The sequence below is a fragment of the Shewanella sp. FeAMO genome (genome assembly GCF_053653955.1).
The window spans coordinates 2500786-2516016 of sequence record NZ_CM132201.1; the positions used below are offsets into that span (position 1 = coordinate 2500786).

The 15231-nt window shown below is 51.5% G+C and carries 15 protein-coding genes; 9 read left to right on the forward strand and 6 right to left on the reverse strand.

Annotation, left to right across the window (positions count from 1 at the left end):
* Nucleotide 1: 1 nt before the first annotated feature.
* The 5 genes from ACWAU4_RS11155 to ACWAU4_RS11175 form a co-directional block, all read right to left on the reverse strand.
* Nucleotides 2-742 carry a DUF1266 domain-containing protein gene (locus ACWAU4_RS11155; protein ID WP_454290271.1) on the reverse strand — a complete coding sequence of 247 codons (741 nt, stop codon included), beginning with the start codon at nt 740-742 and terminating at the stop codon, nt 2-4.
* Between the two features lie 177 nt (nt 743-919).
* Nucleotides 920-2557, reverse strand: coding sequence for a PepSY-associated TM helix domain-containing protein (locus tag ACWAU4_RS11160; RefSeq protein ID WP_447078565.1), 1638 nt, complete (start codon nt 2555-2557; stop codon nt 920-922).
* Entirely contained in the window at nt 2558-2845 is a 288-nt protein-coding gene (locus ACWAU4_RS11165) for a hypothetical protein (protein ID WP_208126046.1), read from the reverse strand. It lies immediately after the preceding gene.
* Nucleotides 2842-3099 (reverse strand): hypothetical protein, encoded by a 258-nt coding sequence (locus tag ACWAU4_RS11170; protein WP_208126047.1) that lies wholly within the window; start codon nt 3097-3099, stop codon nt 2842-2844. Before ACWAU4_RS11170 ends, ACWAU4_RS11165 begins: the two co-directional genes overlap by 4 nt.
* A 766-nt stretch (nt 3100-3865) precedes the next feature.
* The gene (locus tag ACWAU4_RS11175; protein WP_144216391.1) at nt 3866-5143 is read right to left on the reverse strand and encodes a tyrosine-type recombinase/integrase; all 1278 of its coding nucleotides are present in this window, start codon (nt 5141-5143) and stop codon (nt 3866-3868) included.
* A gap of 505 nt (nt 5144-5648) precedes the next feature.
* Between ACWAU4_RS11175 and ACWAU4_RS11180 the strand changes: the two genes are divergently transcribed.
* Nucleotides 5649-7226: a DUF3369 domain-containing protein gene (locus ACWAU4_RS11180; RefSeq protein ID WP_107352115.1), complete on the forward strand. Its 1578-nt coding sequence runs from the start codon at nt 5649-5651 to the stop codon at nt 7224-7226.
* Between the two features lie 131 nt (nt 7227-7357).
* Here ACWAU4_RS11180 and ACWAU4_RS11185 read toward each other — a convergent pair whose 3' ends face one another.
* Nucleotides 7358-7819: a hypothetical protein gene (locus ACWAU4_RS11185; RefSeq protein WP_208126049.1), complete on the reverse strand. Its 462-nt coding sequence runs from the start codon at nt 7817-7819 to the stop codon at nt 7358-7360.
* Between the two features lie 265 nt (nt 7820-8084).
* Between ACWAU4_RS11185 and ccoN the strand changes: the two genes are divergently transcribed.
* From ccoN to ACWAU4_RS11225, 8 genes are all read left to right on the forward strand, one after another.
* The gene (gene ccoN / locus ACWAU4_RS11190) at nt 8085-9521 is read left to right on the forward strand and encodes a cytochrome-c oxidase, cbb3-type subunit I (RefSeq protein WP_028779894.1); all 1437 of its coding nucleotides are present in this window, start codon (nt 8085-8087) and stop codon (nt 9519-9521) included.
* 12 nt (nt 9522-9533) lie between these two features.
* The gene (gene ccoO, locus ACWAU4_RS11195; protein ID WP_454290272.1) at nt 9534-10139 is read left to right on the forward strand and encodes a cytochrome-c oxidase, cbb3-type subunit II; all 606 of its coding nucleotides are present in this window, start codon (nt 9534-9536) and stop codon (nt 10137-10139) included.
* Nucleotides 10140-10149: 10 nt separating this feature from the next.
* Entirely contained in the window at nt 10150-10326 is a 177-nt protein-coding gene (locus ACWAU4_RS11200) for a CcoQ/FixQ family Cbb3-type cytochrome c oxidase assembly chaperone (RefSeq protein ID WP_025010383.1), read from the forward strand.
* A gap of 5 nt (nt 10327-10331) precedes the next feature.
* Nucleotides 10332-11312: a cytochrome-c oxidase, cbb3-type subunit III gene (gene ccoP, locus ACWAU4_RS11205; RefSeq protein WP_025890018.1), complete on the forward strand. Its 981-nt coding sequence runs from the start codon at nt 10332-10334 to the stop codon at nt 11310-11312.
* Nucleotides 11313-11416: 104 nt separating this feature from the next.
* The gene (locus tag ACWAU4_RS11210) at nt 11417-11896 is read left to right on the forward strand and encodes a FixH family protein (protein WP_025010384.1); all 480 of its coding nucleotides are present in this window, start codon (nt 11417-11419) and stop codon (nt 11894-11896) included.
* An 8-nt stretch (nt 11897-11904) separates the two neighbouring features.
* Nucleotides 11905-14301 carry a heavy metal translocating P-type ATPase gene (locus tag ACWAU4_RS11215; RefSeq protein ID WP_208126051.1) on the forward strand — a complete coding sequence of 799 codons (2397 nt, stop codon included), beginning with the start codon at nt 11905-11907 and terminating at the stop codon, nt 14299-14301.
* Nucleotides 14298-14525 (forward strand): cbb3-type cytochrome oxidase assembly protein CcoS, encoded by a 228-nt coding sequence (gene ccoS, locus ACWAU4_RS11220; protein WP_044734483.1) that lies wholly within the window; start codon nt 14298-14300, stop codon nt 14523-14525. The genes ACWAU4_RS11215 and ccoS overlap by 4 nt, the downstream gene beginning before the upstream one ends.
* On the forward strand, nt 14515-15207 hold the full coding sequence (locus ACWAU4_RS11225; RefSeq protein ID WP_208126053.1) for a sulfite exporter TauE/SafE family protein: 693 nt from the start codon (nt 14515-14517) through the stop codon (nt 15205-15207). Before ccoS ends, ACWAU4_RS11225 begins: the two co-directional genes overlap by 11 nt.
* The last annotated feature ends 24 nt before the right edge of the window (nt 15208-15231 follow it).

Here is a 15231-nt window from a genome sequence, read left to right on the forward strand (position 1 = left end):
ACTAATCCTGTGTTTGGTTGAGAAGATCGAGCAGGCTTTGCGGGGCGCTAAGTTGCGGCAATTCCATGTCCCAGTCGCATTGATGAATGGGGTTATCCCTGTCGTTGATAGCACGGCGATAGTCTATCCGTTGTCGTCTGGCTATCCAGCCATTGAGTAATGCCTCTGCTGCCTCTTCTGTGTCCGGCTCGTTGATTAAAAACATCCATATCGCACGCCCGGCAAACCAGGCTTGGGTATATTGCTCCCAAGAGCGGTAAAAATAGCGGCTTTTGGCTGCGATAAAGCTGTGGAGAAAATCGAACTCTTCCTTGCTTACCCAACCCAAGCGCAATCCTTCCCGGGTGAGATAAGAGGCGCGCCCGAAATCATAGGCACGGGTGCCGCCGACTCCGAGAATGGAATAAGTCGCGGCGACATAGCGCATTTCGGCCTGCCTACGCGGGGATTGTTCGAAATCAATAAGATATCGCCAGTTCAAGCTGGTACCACAGGCATATTGACTATAATCACTGACCAGATAATGACCATGGGTGCCGTCGTTAACCAGACTGGCAATCTGCTGATGAAGGGATAATCTATCGGTAATACCCCAGTCTTCTTCCAGTGTATTGGGTTCTTCGAGCCCGGCATGCAGGGAAGTAGGGTTAAGATAACCTCTGGCCTGGGTTTGGAAACTGATCTGTGGCGAGGTGAGTGTAAGCCACCAGATCTGATGGAGAGACAACGTATTGGTGGACATTCCAGCTCCTTGGTTTTCTTCCATAAAATCAGCGGCTACTATAAAAGCCGTTGGCAGATTAAGCAATAATGGCGCCGGGCAATGGCGATACTGTTGTGCAACTTGTGAGCTCGATGGCATGACTTGCAAAGCAAAGCCCCGCGAACGGGGCTTTGTGGAATGATTCAAACTAACAGCTTAAGACTGAACGCTGGTTTGCAGCGCCGCAATAGGCTGTTTTTGCGGCATGGCCCAGATACTGTCAGCCGGCCCCTGGGTCGCTCGTTTAAAGGTTTTGAGCGCGCCAAAAGCAAAGATGGCGGCAAAAGCGAATGCGGTGAGATCCACCGCCCAGGTGCCTGGGGTTTCCGGTGCCCAGATTCCAAGACCGGGTGCCAGCAACGCCAGGATGGATGTCAGCGGCATTGCCAGACAGACCAGCGCCGATAGCGCTTGCAGTGTTACCGCAGCTCTGGCAGCACCACGCCAGAAAGCATAAGCCAGGGCGATAAGGAAACTGGCGTAGTAGCTCCACAGATACAGATGATTGATATTTTCTACATGAGCATATCCCCATTTACCCAGCAACATGGCCAGCGCAACGCCTAACATTGAACCCAAGCAAATTCCTACAGTAGCGGCTCCAAGGATCCTGACTCTTCTCGGTTGCTCTGGAATGGGCTCCCCCTTGCGCTGTTTGCTGCGGCGCTTTTCCAGCCATAGCAGATTACCGCTGTAAAACAGCATGGCACCACTCATTCCGAGGAAAAAGTAGAGCCAGCGACCGGGATAGCCGCCGTAGGAACCAAAGTGAAGTCCAAAGAATACCGAAACCATCCGGCCCCAAACGCCTTCTTCCCCCGGAGTAAAGGTGCTGTTGCCCACCTCAAGGGTGTAGGGGTTCATATAAAGGAAGTCTCCTATCGGGCCGCGCATCAACGCTTCTTCGTTATACATGGCCATCCGGACCATGGGAGCCGGAGTATCCATGCCCATATAGGTCAAACTGAGTGCCTGATAACCGGGCGCGAAGCTTTCGGCCCGAGCAACCAGTTCGGTTACCGGGGGCAGGGTGCTCAGTGAGCGCACTTCGCCCTTGGGTGCTTCGCGATTGAACATCGGCTTATCGCCATAAACAAACTGCCCCAAGGCGCCGTACAATTGATCGTGAAAGACAAACACCACCACGGTCAAACTGATAATGATATGAAATGGCAGTGCTGTGATGCCAAGCAGGTTGTGGCTGTCGAGCCAAAAACGATTGGGGCCTTTCTTGCGCCTTAAGGCAAACAGCGTTTTCACCAGTGTTGGCAGCAGGAAGATCACCCCGGAAACCAACGCCAAAAAATAGAGAATGCCGGCAACCCCCATAAAATAAGCACCGAGCTGCTCGTGTCCCATATCGCCAGGAATACCGCCGGTGCGGTGCAGCTCATCTATCAAGCGTGCCAGTTGGCTCTTGGGTTCCTTATGGGAGATGAGCTCACCTTGATTGTTTAAACTGGCATGCCAAAGCTCATCGCCCAGACCCCATTGCCGCTCACTGCCGGAGGCGTACCAACTCAAAGGCGAATGCTTGTCGCTGGCAAGATGAAGGCTGAAGCCCTTACTTAACTCAGGGTGTTGCGCTCTGGCTTCACTGAGTAGTTTGTCCATCTGTTCCAGTTTCACCTGTGGCAAAATGGTTTGCGGCGGTGATGACCAGGCGGCAATCTCTTCCTTGAACATGGTCAGGGCGCCGGCATAAAAACCGATAAACAGTAAAATCCCGGCGAGTATGCCCACCCAGGTATGAAGTGTTTGATAAATTCTGAGAATATCGCTGCGGATCTGCATTTACTTAACCCACCATAGCAGCAGCCATGCAAGCACGTTGGCCGCCATTAGCCAGAAAATGGCGCGGCGGGCACTGTAGAACAAATAGCTGAAACTGAAGAATGAAAGCCAGAGTGGCGCTATCAGCCACATATTGAATTGCACCTTATCTTTGGCATCTATGCCACCAGGCCCCACCCAGGCAAAGATGCCACTGAGTGCGACTGCCAGGGCAAAGCCCAGCAAGGCGCCGGCAAGGGTTTTCCCCAGCAAGTCAGGGCGGATTTTATCTTTCTTAATGGTTGTCATCTGTTGTCTCCCTTGAGCAGGGAAATAAAGGGCAGGGAGCCCAGCAGCATGGAAAGCAGCATGAGCCAAAAAAACAACGCGGCCGAGGCCGTCAACAGTAAACCCCAGCCGAGCAGAGCCAGCAGCAGGAATAAAGTGCCCAGCAGTTTGGCCTGCCAGGGCAAAGGTTTGGCAAGCAATGCCTGGTGTTTACTGCCTAAATAGATAAGCAGTGAACCCAGGGTCATCGTCAGGATCAACAGGAGGTACCACATGAGTTGCGATGTCCGAAGAATTGGTTTGATAAAGAATCGCAACATAGCACAAGTATTAAATCTATTAAATGATATTTATTCCTATTTACAATTAGGGCCAACTTAAATACAAGTTACTGATATCAATCATTAACTCTATTCAAACCTATGAGGATTTTATGTGTTACTTCACATAAATCTGAGGAAATGAGACCGCGGATGTAATCCAGGTGTGATCCCGGAAAGGAGGCAAAGCTGCAATGTAAAGAAACATTTCATTTTTGATTGACAGCCGTTTTTTTAAAGACCGTGTATTGGGAACATTAAAAAGCCAATAGCGAATCCAATTCTTGGATGCCTTTCTCTGCTCAAGGTGTTGTTGTAATCACTGCAATTACCGGGGCAATTTCGAGTCAAAATTGCAGACCCGACACTTTACAAAAGATAGACACTGTCGCGGCTAATCGAGGCTAGGGTCATGTGGAAAAACCATTAGATGGAGCAATTGGTGCCGACAACAGCTTGGAGTAATCGCAATCGGAGCAATACGATGGAGCAAACAACATCAGAGAGCTTAACTCAATTCAGGACGTTCTTGGAAAACGCAAACCGCCACGATGAAGGGAGCATGTAAGCCATATCAGATCTAATTTAACATAATATATATTGTGCGCATTTATATGTGCAGCTATTTGAAATCTAGAGAGTTATTACCGGTAATCCCAGGTTTAAGGCAACTAACTTCCTCCGTGATTCACCTTAAACCTCTAGCAATAGTTTTCTTGGATTAACTCTCAATTCCTTGCAGTCTATCCAATGGTTTGGCGGATGCACTCTGGTGCCTTTCTTCCTGGCTGGTGTGCAGATACTGCGACGTGGTGTCTATGCTTTCATGACCGGCGTCCGCCTGCACATGGGATAAAGGCCGACCATTGAGATTGATGTCATGAGTGATACCTGTATGGCGAATACTGTGCGCAGTAAGCTGTCGCATTTCATTGGCTTCCTGGATAAAGCCATCTTTCTCGGCATCATCGGCGGCGCAGTTTATCAGAAACTGAATTTCATCCCGCAGTTGACGTATGCCGAGGTTGGCATTGAGCACGCCACTTTCCCGACCTCGGCCGGCGGCGCGATGCCGTATAAACAGCGGCGTGGTTTCATTGGATTGTGGATAGTCACTCAATCCCAAATGGCGCCGGTAACTTTGCAGTGATTGCAGCAACGCTTTGGATACCGCCACGTTTCTGGCCTTGCCGCCTTTACTCCTGGGAATATGAAAATACCAGATGCCGCTGTGATTATGGCGCTTGAATTGACTCATGGTTGGCGCATAACCGGCACGAGCGGCAATTTCCGAGATCCGCAGATAACAGCCGTACATCAGGTTAATCAAGAACAGACTGCGTTGATGTTGTGCCGGCTCGGCTTCAGCCAGGCGCTGCACGCAAGCTACAAGATAAGACCATTGCAGCTCACTGAACACCTTGAGTTGCTCTTCGGCCGGATCCAACCTGAACTTACTCTTATTGGCAAAGCGACTGTGATTGAGCCAGAGCTGCGCCGGGTTGCGCTCACAATATTCTTCGCTCATAAGATAAGTATAAAATGATGAAAGTATGGCTATTTTTGTCTTCAAGGCATTATCGCTCAGGCTGTATGGCAAGGGTTTGCCGAGCGCCTTGCGACCAATAAACGGCCGCCAGTTGGGATTGGGTTCCCGACTCTGATTGAACTTATCCGTCTTGAATTGCGGGACGTTGAAATAACCCACTAACTCTGTTGGTGGCGCCTGGCAATAAGCCACGTAACGTCCCATTTCCCGTCGGCCCACATTGGCGGCGGATATGCCTGCGACATCGAAACACCAGTGAAAAAAGGTTGTCAACTCGCTGCGGTACGCCTTGTAGTTGTTTTCACTGTCTCTTTGTTCGTAAAGCCAGTCTGTTGCATGCTCAAGCAAGAGGCCGGCATCGGCCACTTTACCCAAGCTTAATTGGGTAATATAGCTGTTGACCACAGGGTTACCCTGCAAAAGCAAGTCTGCGCTGTCAAACAGCGGCATGGCAGATAACGCTTGATAGTCTTCCAAGGTAAAACCTATTCTATAGCAATGATTACTATAGATTTTACTCCTTTTTGACTGATGCCGATAATGTTATTTATCGGCACTAATCCCAGTCTCACATTGGCTGCACTGACGATCGCAATGGACTCTTTGCTTACAGCACCAAAGGCACAATTGCCAAACCTGCTTTTTGGATTGGCTGTCGAGACAACGAAAATCCGCCGCACATAATTCGCCCTTGTGGATCAACTCAGCCAGTTTGCCGACGGGTATCGCCATGCAAACTTCCTGATCGGTTTTATACGATATTGTTTTGCTTTTGGTTTCCATTCTGCCACCCACTTAATGAGAATGGTTCTCAATATAGTAGATCCTGGCGCTGCTGAAAATCCCCCTATACCGGCCGTTGTCAAATTTGTGAGCTATTGCTAGCCCTTCTCGATGCTTGGACTACACTTTTGAAAGGTAAATCAAAACTATTCAATTGATTGGAGTCCGACAGATGCTGATCGACATGGCCAAGAAAGGCCCGCTATTTGGCTCAAAGAAAGCTTCAACAACGACAGATACCCTGCCCCCCTGGAAAGTTCTGGTGGTGGATGATGAGCCTGATGTACATACAGTCACTAAACTTGCCCTCTCCCGCTTCAAACTCGACGGCCGCGGATTGAGCTTTATCAATGCTTATAGCGGCGAACAGGCCAAAGAGCTACTGCAAGGTGAAGAAGATGTCGCCGTCGCCTTTATTGATGTGGTGATGGAAAGCGATCATGCCGGGCTTGAGTTGGTGCGGTGGATCCGTGAAAACCAACAAAATAAAGCCATCAGGCTGATTCTGCGTACCGGCCAACCCGGGCAGGCGCCGGAAGAGGATGTGATCGTTAACTATGACATCAATGACTATAAAGCCAAGGCCGAGTTGGACTCCCGTAAGCTGACAACCAGTGTCTACTCTGCCCTGCGCTCTTTCAGGGACATTACCGAAATTGAGCAGGCGCGGCAGATGCAGCTCAACCATCGCCAGGGGCTGGAGCGGGTTTTGGAGGCCACTTCCGGCCTGTTTGAATTGCGTACCCTGCACAAATTTGCTGATGGTTTGCTGACTCAGGTGGCCAACTTGCTTGAGCTCAAAGACGCCACCACCATACTCGGCTGTAATGCCATGGATGCGGTAACAGAGCCGGGTAACGGCAACAAAATTCAGATATTGGCCGCCACTGGTGAGTTTACCAACCACCATGAGAAGCCCTTGCCTTCTCATATTCAGTCGCTGATGGAAGAAGCCTTGAAAGAGCAGCGTTGTCTTTATCGGGATGATTGCTTTGTGGGCTACTTTCCGGCCCAAAATAACTGGGTCAACCTGCTTTATATGGATTCGGTCAGCCAGTTGACCGATCTGGATAAACAGCTTATCGACATTTTTGCCATCAATGTCGGGGTGGCGTTCGAAAACCTGCTGCTGAATCAGGAAGTGGAAGATACTCAGTCGGAGCTTATTTTACGTCTCGGTGATGTGGTGGAGAGCCGCTCCAAGGAAGCGGCCAATCATGTTAAGCGTATGGCTGAGTATTGCCATGAACTGGCGCTGCTTGCCGGCCTGCCGGAAACGCAGGCCGATCTGCTCAAGCGCGCTGCGCCCATGCATGACATAGGGAAAATAGCCATTCCCGACAATGTGCTGCTCAAACCGGGGAAACTGGACGATATTGAGTGGGATGTGATGCGGCAACACCCGATAATCGGCCATCAGATCCTGGCTAATTCAGAGCGGCCCATTTTAAAGGCCGCCGGCACAATCGCCCTGCAACACCATGAGAAGTATGATGGCAGTGGCTATCCCAGGGGCCTCTCGGGTAAAGAGATACATCCCTTCGCCAGAATCGTTGCCATTGCCGATGTGTTCGATGCCCTGTCACACGCCCGCTGTTATAAGCCGGCCTGGCCGCTCGATGAGGTACTGAGCGAGATGCAGTCCTGCAGCGGCAGCCATTTTGACCCGGACTTTCTAAGGCTGTTTATTGATAACATAGATATCTTTATCAAAATAAAAAACAATTGGCGCGATGACGCCGAGCCTTAAGCTGTTTGCACACCAGGGAATGGTTCTGCATAGTGAAAATTGAGATGCGAGCCATTTGAGCAGGCCCGTGGTATACGAGATTTTTAGTCTTGCAGTGGTTTTCAGGCAAAATGTCCGATTTCAACTTATGGCTATTTCTGCTTATGGCTGTCGGCGAGAAAGTCGAACCAAGTTGAGTACTGCTCTGTGCCCTGCTGCCAACTGACAAACACCCGCCATACCATATAACCACTGCTGCAGGAACCAAAAATCAGTTGGCCCTCGAATGTTTCCCCTTCGGTGGCAGACGGCGTCATAGGAATGACCCCCATAAACATATCTCTGCCCTCGACACGAAGTTTGAGATTGGATACCGGGCGATTAAAGCCAAGCTGCCAGTGAATAGGCTTTTCGCTGGGGGCAAAGCTTGGGTTTAGCATCAAGGAGATCTGCTGCTCACCCAATTTCTTAACACAATCGGCAACGGAAAAATCACATAAACCGGGATCTGCGACAGTTTGGGGCGCCCGGGGAGTTTGAGCCTGGTCACAACCCAGGAGCAAAAGCAGGCTGAAAACGGCGCCAAATAGCTTGGGGATAGTCGCACTATGCATAAAATTTCACCTTATGCTGCAAGGTGTTAACATTCTATGGCCAAGTTTGATCTGGATCAACAATGTGTCCGGCAGATTGGTATCTTTTTTGACGTAGCTCAAGTATCATTGCATCGCCTGACGTTTTGTCACAAATATGCAGGCTAAGCCATTGACACAAGAGTGTGACTCTCATAGGGGACGCCTTCACTCGAGTCATTTTATAACAGGTAAAGGCCTGTCCTTTACTGAACAACAAGTAAAAGTAATAAGCAGTGGAAGCAATATGATGAACCATTCCCAGCCAACAGGCGCTGATTACAATTACACCGTTGTCCGCCAATTTGCCTTAACCACAGTTTTGTGGGGCATTATTGGTATGTCATTAGGTGTACTTATCGCGGCTCAGTTAATCTGGCCACAGCTGAACTTTGAGACTCCTTGGTTAACTTTCAGTCGTTTAAGACCGTTACATACCAATGCTGTGATCTTTGCGTTCGGCACTTCAGCCCTTTTCGCCACATCCTATTATGTCGTTCAACGCACCTGTCAGACCCGTCTGTTTGCACCTAAACTGGCTGCATTCACCTTCTGGGGATGGCAAGCCATCATTCTCTCGGCCGTAATCACTCTGCCGCTGGGTATCACCAGCAGTAAAGAATACGCCGAACTGGAATGGCCTATTGATATCGCCATCGCCGTAGTCTGGATCGCTTATGCGACCGTGTTCTTCGGTACCATTATCAAACGAACCACTTCCCACATCTATGTGGCCAACTGGTTCTTTGGCGCCTTCATTATCACAGTCGCCGTACTGCACATAGTGAACTCCATGGCTGTTCCTGTCAGCCTGTGGAAGTCTTATTCACTGTATAGCGGTGCTGTCGATGCCATGGTGCAATGGTGGTACGGTCATAACGCGGTAGGCTTCCTGCTGACTGCCGGTTTCCTCGGAATGATGTATTACTTCGTTCCCAAGCAAGCCGGGCGTCCCGTTTACTCTTATCGTCTGTCGATTGTCCACTTCTGGGCACTGATTGCCCTGTATATCTGGGCCGGTCCTCACCATCTGCATTACACTGCCCTGCCCGACTGGACTCAGTCTCTGGGTATGGTGATGTCACTGATCCTGTTCGCTCCTTCATGGGGCGGTATGATCAATGGTATCATGACCCTGTCCGGTGCCTGGCATAAACTGCGTACCGATCCGGTTCTGCGCTTCCTGGTGGTGTCTCTGTCCTTCTACGGTATGTCTACCTTCGAAGGTCCTATGATGGCTATCAAGACAGTAAACGCTCTGTCTCACTACACTGACTGGACCATTGGTCACGTTCACTCTGGTGCACTTGGCTGGGTTGCCATGGTGTCTATCGGTTCTCTGTACCACCTGATCCCTGTGCTGTTTGGTCATGGCCGCATGTACTCCACCAAGCTGGTGAACCTGCACTTCTGGCTGGCGACTATCGGTACCGTACTTTATATCGTTGCCATGTGGATCTCCGGTGTAATGCAAGGTCTGATGTGGCGCGCAGTAAACGCAGACGGCACCCTGACTTACAGCTTTGTTGAAAGTCTGGAAGCCTCTTATCCGTTCTACTTCGTCCGCTTCCTGGGTGGTTGTTTCTTCGTAACGGGTATGCTGATCATGGCTTACAACGTGCTGCGCACTGTATATGCCCCTAAAGACTCTCTGCCTGCCATCGCAGAAGCCAAAGCCGCATAAGGAGCAGTAACGATGAAATTCAATCATGAAATAGTTGAGAAGAACGTCGGCCTGCTGGGTATCTTCACTGTGATTGCCATCAGTATTGGTGGCCTGGTGCAGATCACGCCGCTTATCTTCCAAAAAGATACCACTGAGCCGGTTGCCGGTCTCAAGCCTTACACAGCCCTGCAGCTGGAAGGCCGTGATATCTATATCCGTGAAGGATGTAACAACTGTCACAGCCAGATGATCCGTCCGCTGCGTGCCGAAACCGAGCGTTACGGTCACTACTCGGTTGCCGGTGAGTCTGTTTGGGATCACCCCTTCCTGTGGGGTTCCAAGCGTACCGGTCCCGACTTGGCCCGTGTGGGTGGTCGTTACAGTGACAAATGGCATGAAGTTCACCTGATCGATCCCCGTGCCGTTGTTCCTCAGTCCAACATGCCTGCCTTCCCTTGGCTTGCTGAAAACACCCTTTCAGGTGAATACACAGCCAAGAAAATGGGAGTGATGCGTGGTTTTGGTGTGCCATACGAAGATAAAGATATCGAAGGCGCCCAAAAAGCCGTTGAAGGCAAGACAGAACTGCAGGCGCTGATAGCCTATCTGCAGTCGCTGGGACACGCACTGAAATAAGGAGGCAAATATGGACTACGGCACAATGCAAGGGATTATTACGCTGGTTTTGATCCTGGTTTTTGTCGGGATATTTGCTTGGGCATATAGCTCGCGTCGTCAAAAGCAATTCGACGAAGCAGCTAATCTGGTGTTTTCCGATGAGGAACAACACCAGAATGCGAAGGACTCAGGAGAACACAAATAATGTTAATGAGTAACTTCTGGAGTATCTGGATCACCGTACTCAGCTTACTGGTGATCGCAGGATGTTTTATTCTGCTACGGCTCTGCTCCAAAAACACCACGCCGGAGATTAAAGAAGGCGACCTGATGGACCACAGCTATGATGGTATTCAGGAGATCAATAACCCACTGCCTAAGTGGTGGAGCTATCTCTTTTATATCACCATCGTCTTTGGTCTGCTCTACCTGGTGCTCTACCCTGGCCTGGGTAACTACAAAGGCCTGCTTGGCTGGAGCAGTTCCAACCAGAGCATAGGCACCGAAAAAGGCATCAAGGCCGACTCCGCCAAGGCGATTGCTGACGCAACGGAAGAAGGCCGTTGGGTTCAGTACGATCAGGAAGTGAAGCTGGCCGATGAAAAGTACGGCCCTATCTTCGAAGCTTACAAAGCAACGCCACTGGCCGAGCTGGTCAAGAACGAAGAAGCCCTGAAAGTCGGTGGCCGTCTGTTCCTGCAGAACTGTGCCCAGTGTCACGGCTCAGCTGGTCGCGGTGGCAAAGGCTTCCCCAACCTGACCGACGGTGACTGGTTGTACGGCGGCGAGCTGGAAACTATCAAGACCACCATAATGAACGGTCGTCACGGTATGATGCCGCCTAAAGGTGGTCTGCCTATCGATGACAGCGAAATTGCTGGTCTGGCTGAATACGTAGTGAGCCTGTCCGGTCGTGAACATGATGCCGCGTTGGCCGCCAAGGGCCAAGGTTCATTCATGAAGGGCTGTTTTGCCTGTCACGGTATGGATGCCAAAGGTAACAAGCTGATGGGCGCCCCTAACCTGACCGACAATGTCTGGCTTTACGGCGGCAGCCGTGGCGTGATTATGGAATCCATCAAGAACGGCCGCAGCGGTGTTATGCCGGCGTGGAAAGACGTTCTCGGTGAAGAGAAAGTTCACGTTATTGCAGCTTACGTATATAGCTTGTCACATCAGGCTGAGAAGTAAGTTCGTTTGACTTTTCAAAGGCCTCGATAATTTCGGGGCCTTTGTTTTTAAAAAACCGCTTTCGCGATAGAATAGCCGCCCAAATAGAATAGTAGGTAAACAGTATGAGCGCTCCACAAGCCTGGTATAAGCAGTTCTGGCCTTGGTTTCTTATCGTTTTGCCCATGTGCGCCGTTATAGCCAGTTTTGCCACTCTGCGTATTGCCCTCACCAACTCAGACTCCCTGGTTGCCGATGACTACTACAAAAACGGCAAGGCAATTAACCAGGACATCCACAAAATTCAATATGCCCGTCAATTGGGAATGCAGTTTTCCCTTGAATGGCACAATGGCGAACTCCTGATAACCCAGCACGGCGGCCCAGAGTATCTGGCGGCACTGAACCTGGAGTTTTACCACCCTACTCTGGCAGAAAAGGATTTTACCCAAATGCTGACTGCCGATGCCTCCAAGGTATATCGCTATATTCCCAATGAGTCGCTAGATGGCGCCTGGGTTGTACGAGTCGAAGGATTTGACCGTAAATGGCGTTTGCAGCAAAGACTGCAGATAGAAGCGGATAAAACCTACTGGCTCAATTGAGTGCTGTCATGACACATACAGTCTGTTTTCATTGTGGGGAGCCTGTCACCACGGGCATGCAGTTCAGTACAGTGATTGATGGTCAGGCTCAGCCTATGTGTTGCCTTGGATGTCAGGCTGTGGCTCAGGCCATCATGGATGCCGGGCTGACCAATTACTATAAATTTCGCTCCGAACCCGGCAGCAGGCAAAACGCCCTGGTCCCGGATGAGCTCAAGACCTTCAGTGCCTACGACCTTCCCGAAGTGCAACAGGACTTTGTGCACGATCAGGGCAATCAAACCTCGGTCTCGCTATCGATTGACGGCATTACCTGTGCCGCCTGCGCCTGGCTCATCGAGCACAAAGTCAAGCAGTTGCCCGGCATAGTCTCGGTGCAGGTCAACTCTACCACTCAACGAGCCCTCATCAGTTGGCGCCCGGCCGACATCAAACTGTCTGAAATACTCAATCAAATCGGCCGCATCGGCTATCAGGCGGCACCTTACCAGCTGGATGATCAGGAAGTTCAGAGTAAAAAGAACAGCCGTAAGTTTCTGCTGAGGCTTGGCTTGGCGGGCTTTGCCACCATGCAGGTGATGATGTTCGCCCTGGCGCTGTACGCCGGTTACTTTACCGGGCTTGAGGTGGAATATCGCGACTATTTCCGCTGGGTGAGCATGATGTTTGCCGCACCAGTGGTGTTCTACTCGGCGCAGCCTTTCTATTTCAGTGCCCTGCGGGCCCTGCTTGCCGGCAGGCTCAATATGGACGTTTCTGTCTCCATTGCCATCTGCGGCGCCTATATCGCCAGTTGTATCGCGACAGTGCAAGGCACAGGCGAAGTCTATTTCGAGTCTGTGTCCATGTTTACCTTTTTCCTGCTACTTGGGCGCTATTTTGAGCAGGCGGCGCGGCAAAAAGCCTCGGTCAGTTCGAGTAACCTGCATAAGTTGGTGCCCTTGACTGCACAGCGTATCGGGGATGATGGCAGCAGCGAAGAGATCCCCGCCAAGCGCTTGCAAATAGGCGATCTGGTGCTGGTGCGCCCTGGGGAAGTGATCCCCGCCGACGGCTTGGTAGAGCAAGGCCATTCCGCCGTCAACGAGGCCATGCTCACCGGTGAGCAGATGCCACAGAGCAAACTACCGGGAGCTCAGGTTTATGCCGGTACCATCAACCAGGATCAACCGCTTAAAGTACGGGTGAACGCCATAGGCCAGGACCAACTGGTGGCAGAGATCATCCGTTTGCAAGAACTGGCCTCCAATAATAAGCCTGCCGTCGCCATGACGGCCGACAAGCTGTCGCGCTATTTCTCCGGCACCATACTCAGCATCGCAGCCATCACTTATCTGGTATGGCACCAGTTCTCGCCCGAAGACGCCTTCTGGGTCACTCTATCTGTGTTGGTGGCTACCTGCCCCTGTGCGCTGGCCTTGGCAACCCCGACGGCTGTGACCTGCGCCACTGCGCTGTTCACCCGCCTGGGGGTGATTACCCGTAAAGCGGGAGTGTTTGAAAAGTTGCCGCAAATTGATGCCGTGGTCTTTGATAAGACAGGTACCCTTACCTGCGGCAATCTGACCTTGCTGGAAACCCGCATCACCATAGGCCGTGAGCCTGAGTATAGCGAGTTGCAGGTGCAACAAGTGGCGGCAGCGCTTGAAGCCGGTTCACTGCACCCGATAGCCCTGGCCTTTAGCCCTTATGCCGGCGCTCTTGAAGCCAACGAGGTGCATCATCAGGTGGCTCGCGGCATCAGCGGCAAGATCAACGGTCGCGATTTTAAGATAGGCAACGCCGAGTTTGTTGGAATCGAGCTCGCCCCCAGTGAACAGCAACAAGTGTTCCTTGCCGATGAGCAAGGCTTGGTGGCCAGTTTTATTTTGCAGGACAGGCTGAGGGAAGACGCCAAGGATACGGTCGAGGCACTCAAGACAAACAATATCCGTCTGGCGATTGCCAGCGGTGATACCCGCCCCCATGTGGAATCCCTGGCCCGGCAAGTGGGCATAGCGGAAGTACACGCAGACATGAGCCCGGCAGATAAACTCGATTATGTACGCCGTTTGCAACAGCAACATAAGGTGGCCATGTTCGGCGACGGCATCAATGATGCCCCTGTGCTTGCCGGCGCCGATCTCTCTATCGCCATGGGCAGTGGCACTGCGCTGGCGAAAAACAGCGCCGATCTGATTTTGCTTGGCGATCATCTATGGCGTTTTACTCAAGCCATAGCGGTTGCCCGTAAAGCCAATCGTATCATTCGCCAAAATCTTGCCTGGGCTTTGGGATATAACCTTCTTATACTGCCTCTGGCCGTTACAGGCCATGTCGCACCATATATCGCCGCCATCGGCATGTCGGCCAGTTCGCTGATCGTTGTCAGCAACAGCCTCAGACTTCTCAGGGTTCGCTTATGAGTATTATCTACGTACTAATCCCCATCGCCATGCTGTTTGTGCTGATTGCTGTTGGTGTCTTCTTCTGGGCGGTAAAATCGGATCAATTTGACGATCTCGAGCGCCACAGTGTGTCGATTCTGTTTGATGAGGAACCTTTGGACAACAAGGCGCAACAGGAGCAATCTCAAACGGCTGAAGCTGAAGTCACTCAAGCGCCTCAGGATAGAGGCAATGGAATATAACCTCACCGGCGCCTTTTTGGTGGGCCTGATGGGAGCCGGACACTGCTTTGGTATGTGCGGCGGTTTGGTGGGCGCCTTTTCCAGCCAGCTTCCCGCAGCCCATCGAGGCCAGAATCCGTTGGCGCAACAACTCTCGTTTCTGCTTCCCTATAACCTTGGTCGTATTCTCAGTTACAGCCTGGCCGGCGCTTTGGTGGGCGGTTCTGCCGCCGGGCTTGGCATGCTGTTTGATATCGATATCTACCTCTTGGTGCTCAGGCTCATTGCCGGTGTGATGATGATCGCCATGGGCCTCTACATTGCCCGAATCTGGGCAGGTTTGGTGCAGATTGAGCGTCTTGGTCAGGGATTGTGGCGTTTACTTAAGCCATTGTCCCAAAAAGTGTTACCTGTAACTCATCCCGGGCAAGCTTTGGTGGCCGGCATGGTTTGGGGCTGGCTGCCCTGTGGCCTGGTATACAGTACTCTCACCTGGGCAGTGGCCAGTGGCAGTGCCGGCCAGGGCGCGCTAATCATGCTTTGTTTCGGTTTGGGAACATTACCTGCCTTGCTCAGCGCCGGAGTAGCCGCCAAGGCGCTGGCCGACTGGGCTCAAAAGCGCGCCGTACGCTTGATTGCCGGTATACTCCTGGTTGGCTTCGGGATCCAAACACTCTATATCGCCCTGGCTCAGCTTGACTAGCCGGGGTCGGTGAATTGGTTTAAC

Excerpts from the sequence above, each read along its gene's own strand:
- ACWAU4_RS11155 (WP_454290271.1), bottom strand. The coding sequence starts at position 742 with ATGTCCACCAATACGTTGTCTCTCCATCAGATCTGGTGGCTTACACTC.
- ACWAU4_RS11160 (WP_447078565.1), bottom strand. The coding sequence starts at position 2,557 with ATGCAGATCCGCAGCGATATTCTCAGAATTTATCAAACACTTCATACC.
- ACWAU4_RS11165 (WP_208126046.1), bottom strand. The coding sequence starts at position 2,845 with ATGACAACCATTAAGAAAGATAAAATCCGCCCTGACTTGCTGGGGAAA.
- ACWAU4_RS11170 (WP_208126047.1), bottom strand. The coding sequence starts at position 3,099 with ATGTGGTACCTCCTGTTGATCCTGACGATGACCCTGGGTTCACTGCTT.
- ACWAU4_RS11175 (WP_144216391.1), bottom strand. The coding sequence starts at position 5,143 with ATGCCGCTGTTTGACAGCGCAGACTTGCTTTTGCAGGGTAACCCTGTG.
- ACWAU4_RS11180 (WP_107352115.1), top strand. The coding sequence starts at position 5,649 with ATGCTGATCGACATGGCCAAGAAAGGCCCGCTATTTGGCTCAAAGAAA.
- ACWAU4_RS11185 (WP_208126049.1), bottom strand. The coding sequence starts at position 7,819 with ATGCATAGTGCGACTATCCCCAAGCTATTTGGCGCCGTTTTCAGCCTG.
- ccoN (WP_028779894.1), top strand. The coding sequence starts at position 8,085 with ATGATGAACCATTCCCAGCCAACAGGCGCTGATTACAATTACACCGTT.
- ccoO (WP_454290272.1), top strand. The coding sequence starts at position 9,534 with ATGAAATTCAATCATGAAATAGTTGAGAAGAACGTCGGCCTGCTGGGT.
- ACWAU4_RS11200 (WP_025010383.1), top strand. The coding sequence starts at position 10,150 with ATGGACTACGGCACAATGCAAGGGATTATTACGCTGGTTTTGATCCTG.
- ccoP (WP_025890018.1), top strand. The coding sequence starts at position 10,332 with ATGAGTAACTTCTGGAGTATCTGGATCACCGTACTCAGCTTACTGGTG.
- ACWAU4_RS11210 (WP_025010384.1), top strand. The coding sequence starts at position 11,417 with ATGAGCGCTCCACAAGCCTGGTATAAGCAGTTCTGGCCTTGGTTTCTT.
- ACWAU4_RS11215 (WP_208126051.1), top strand. The coding sequence starts at position 11,905 with ATGACACATACAGTCTGTTTTCATTGTGGGGAGCCTGTCACCACGGGC.
- ccoS (WP_044734483.1), top strand. The coding sequence starts at position 14,298 with ATGAGTATTATCTACGTACTAATCCCCATCGCCATGCTGTTTGTGCTG.
- ACWAU4_RS11225 (WP_208126053.1), top strand. The coding sequence starts at position 14,515 with ATGGAATATAACCTCACCGGCGCCTTTTTGGTGGGCCTGATGGGAGCC.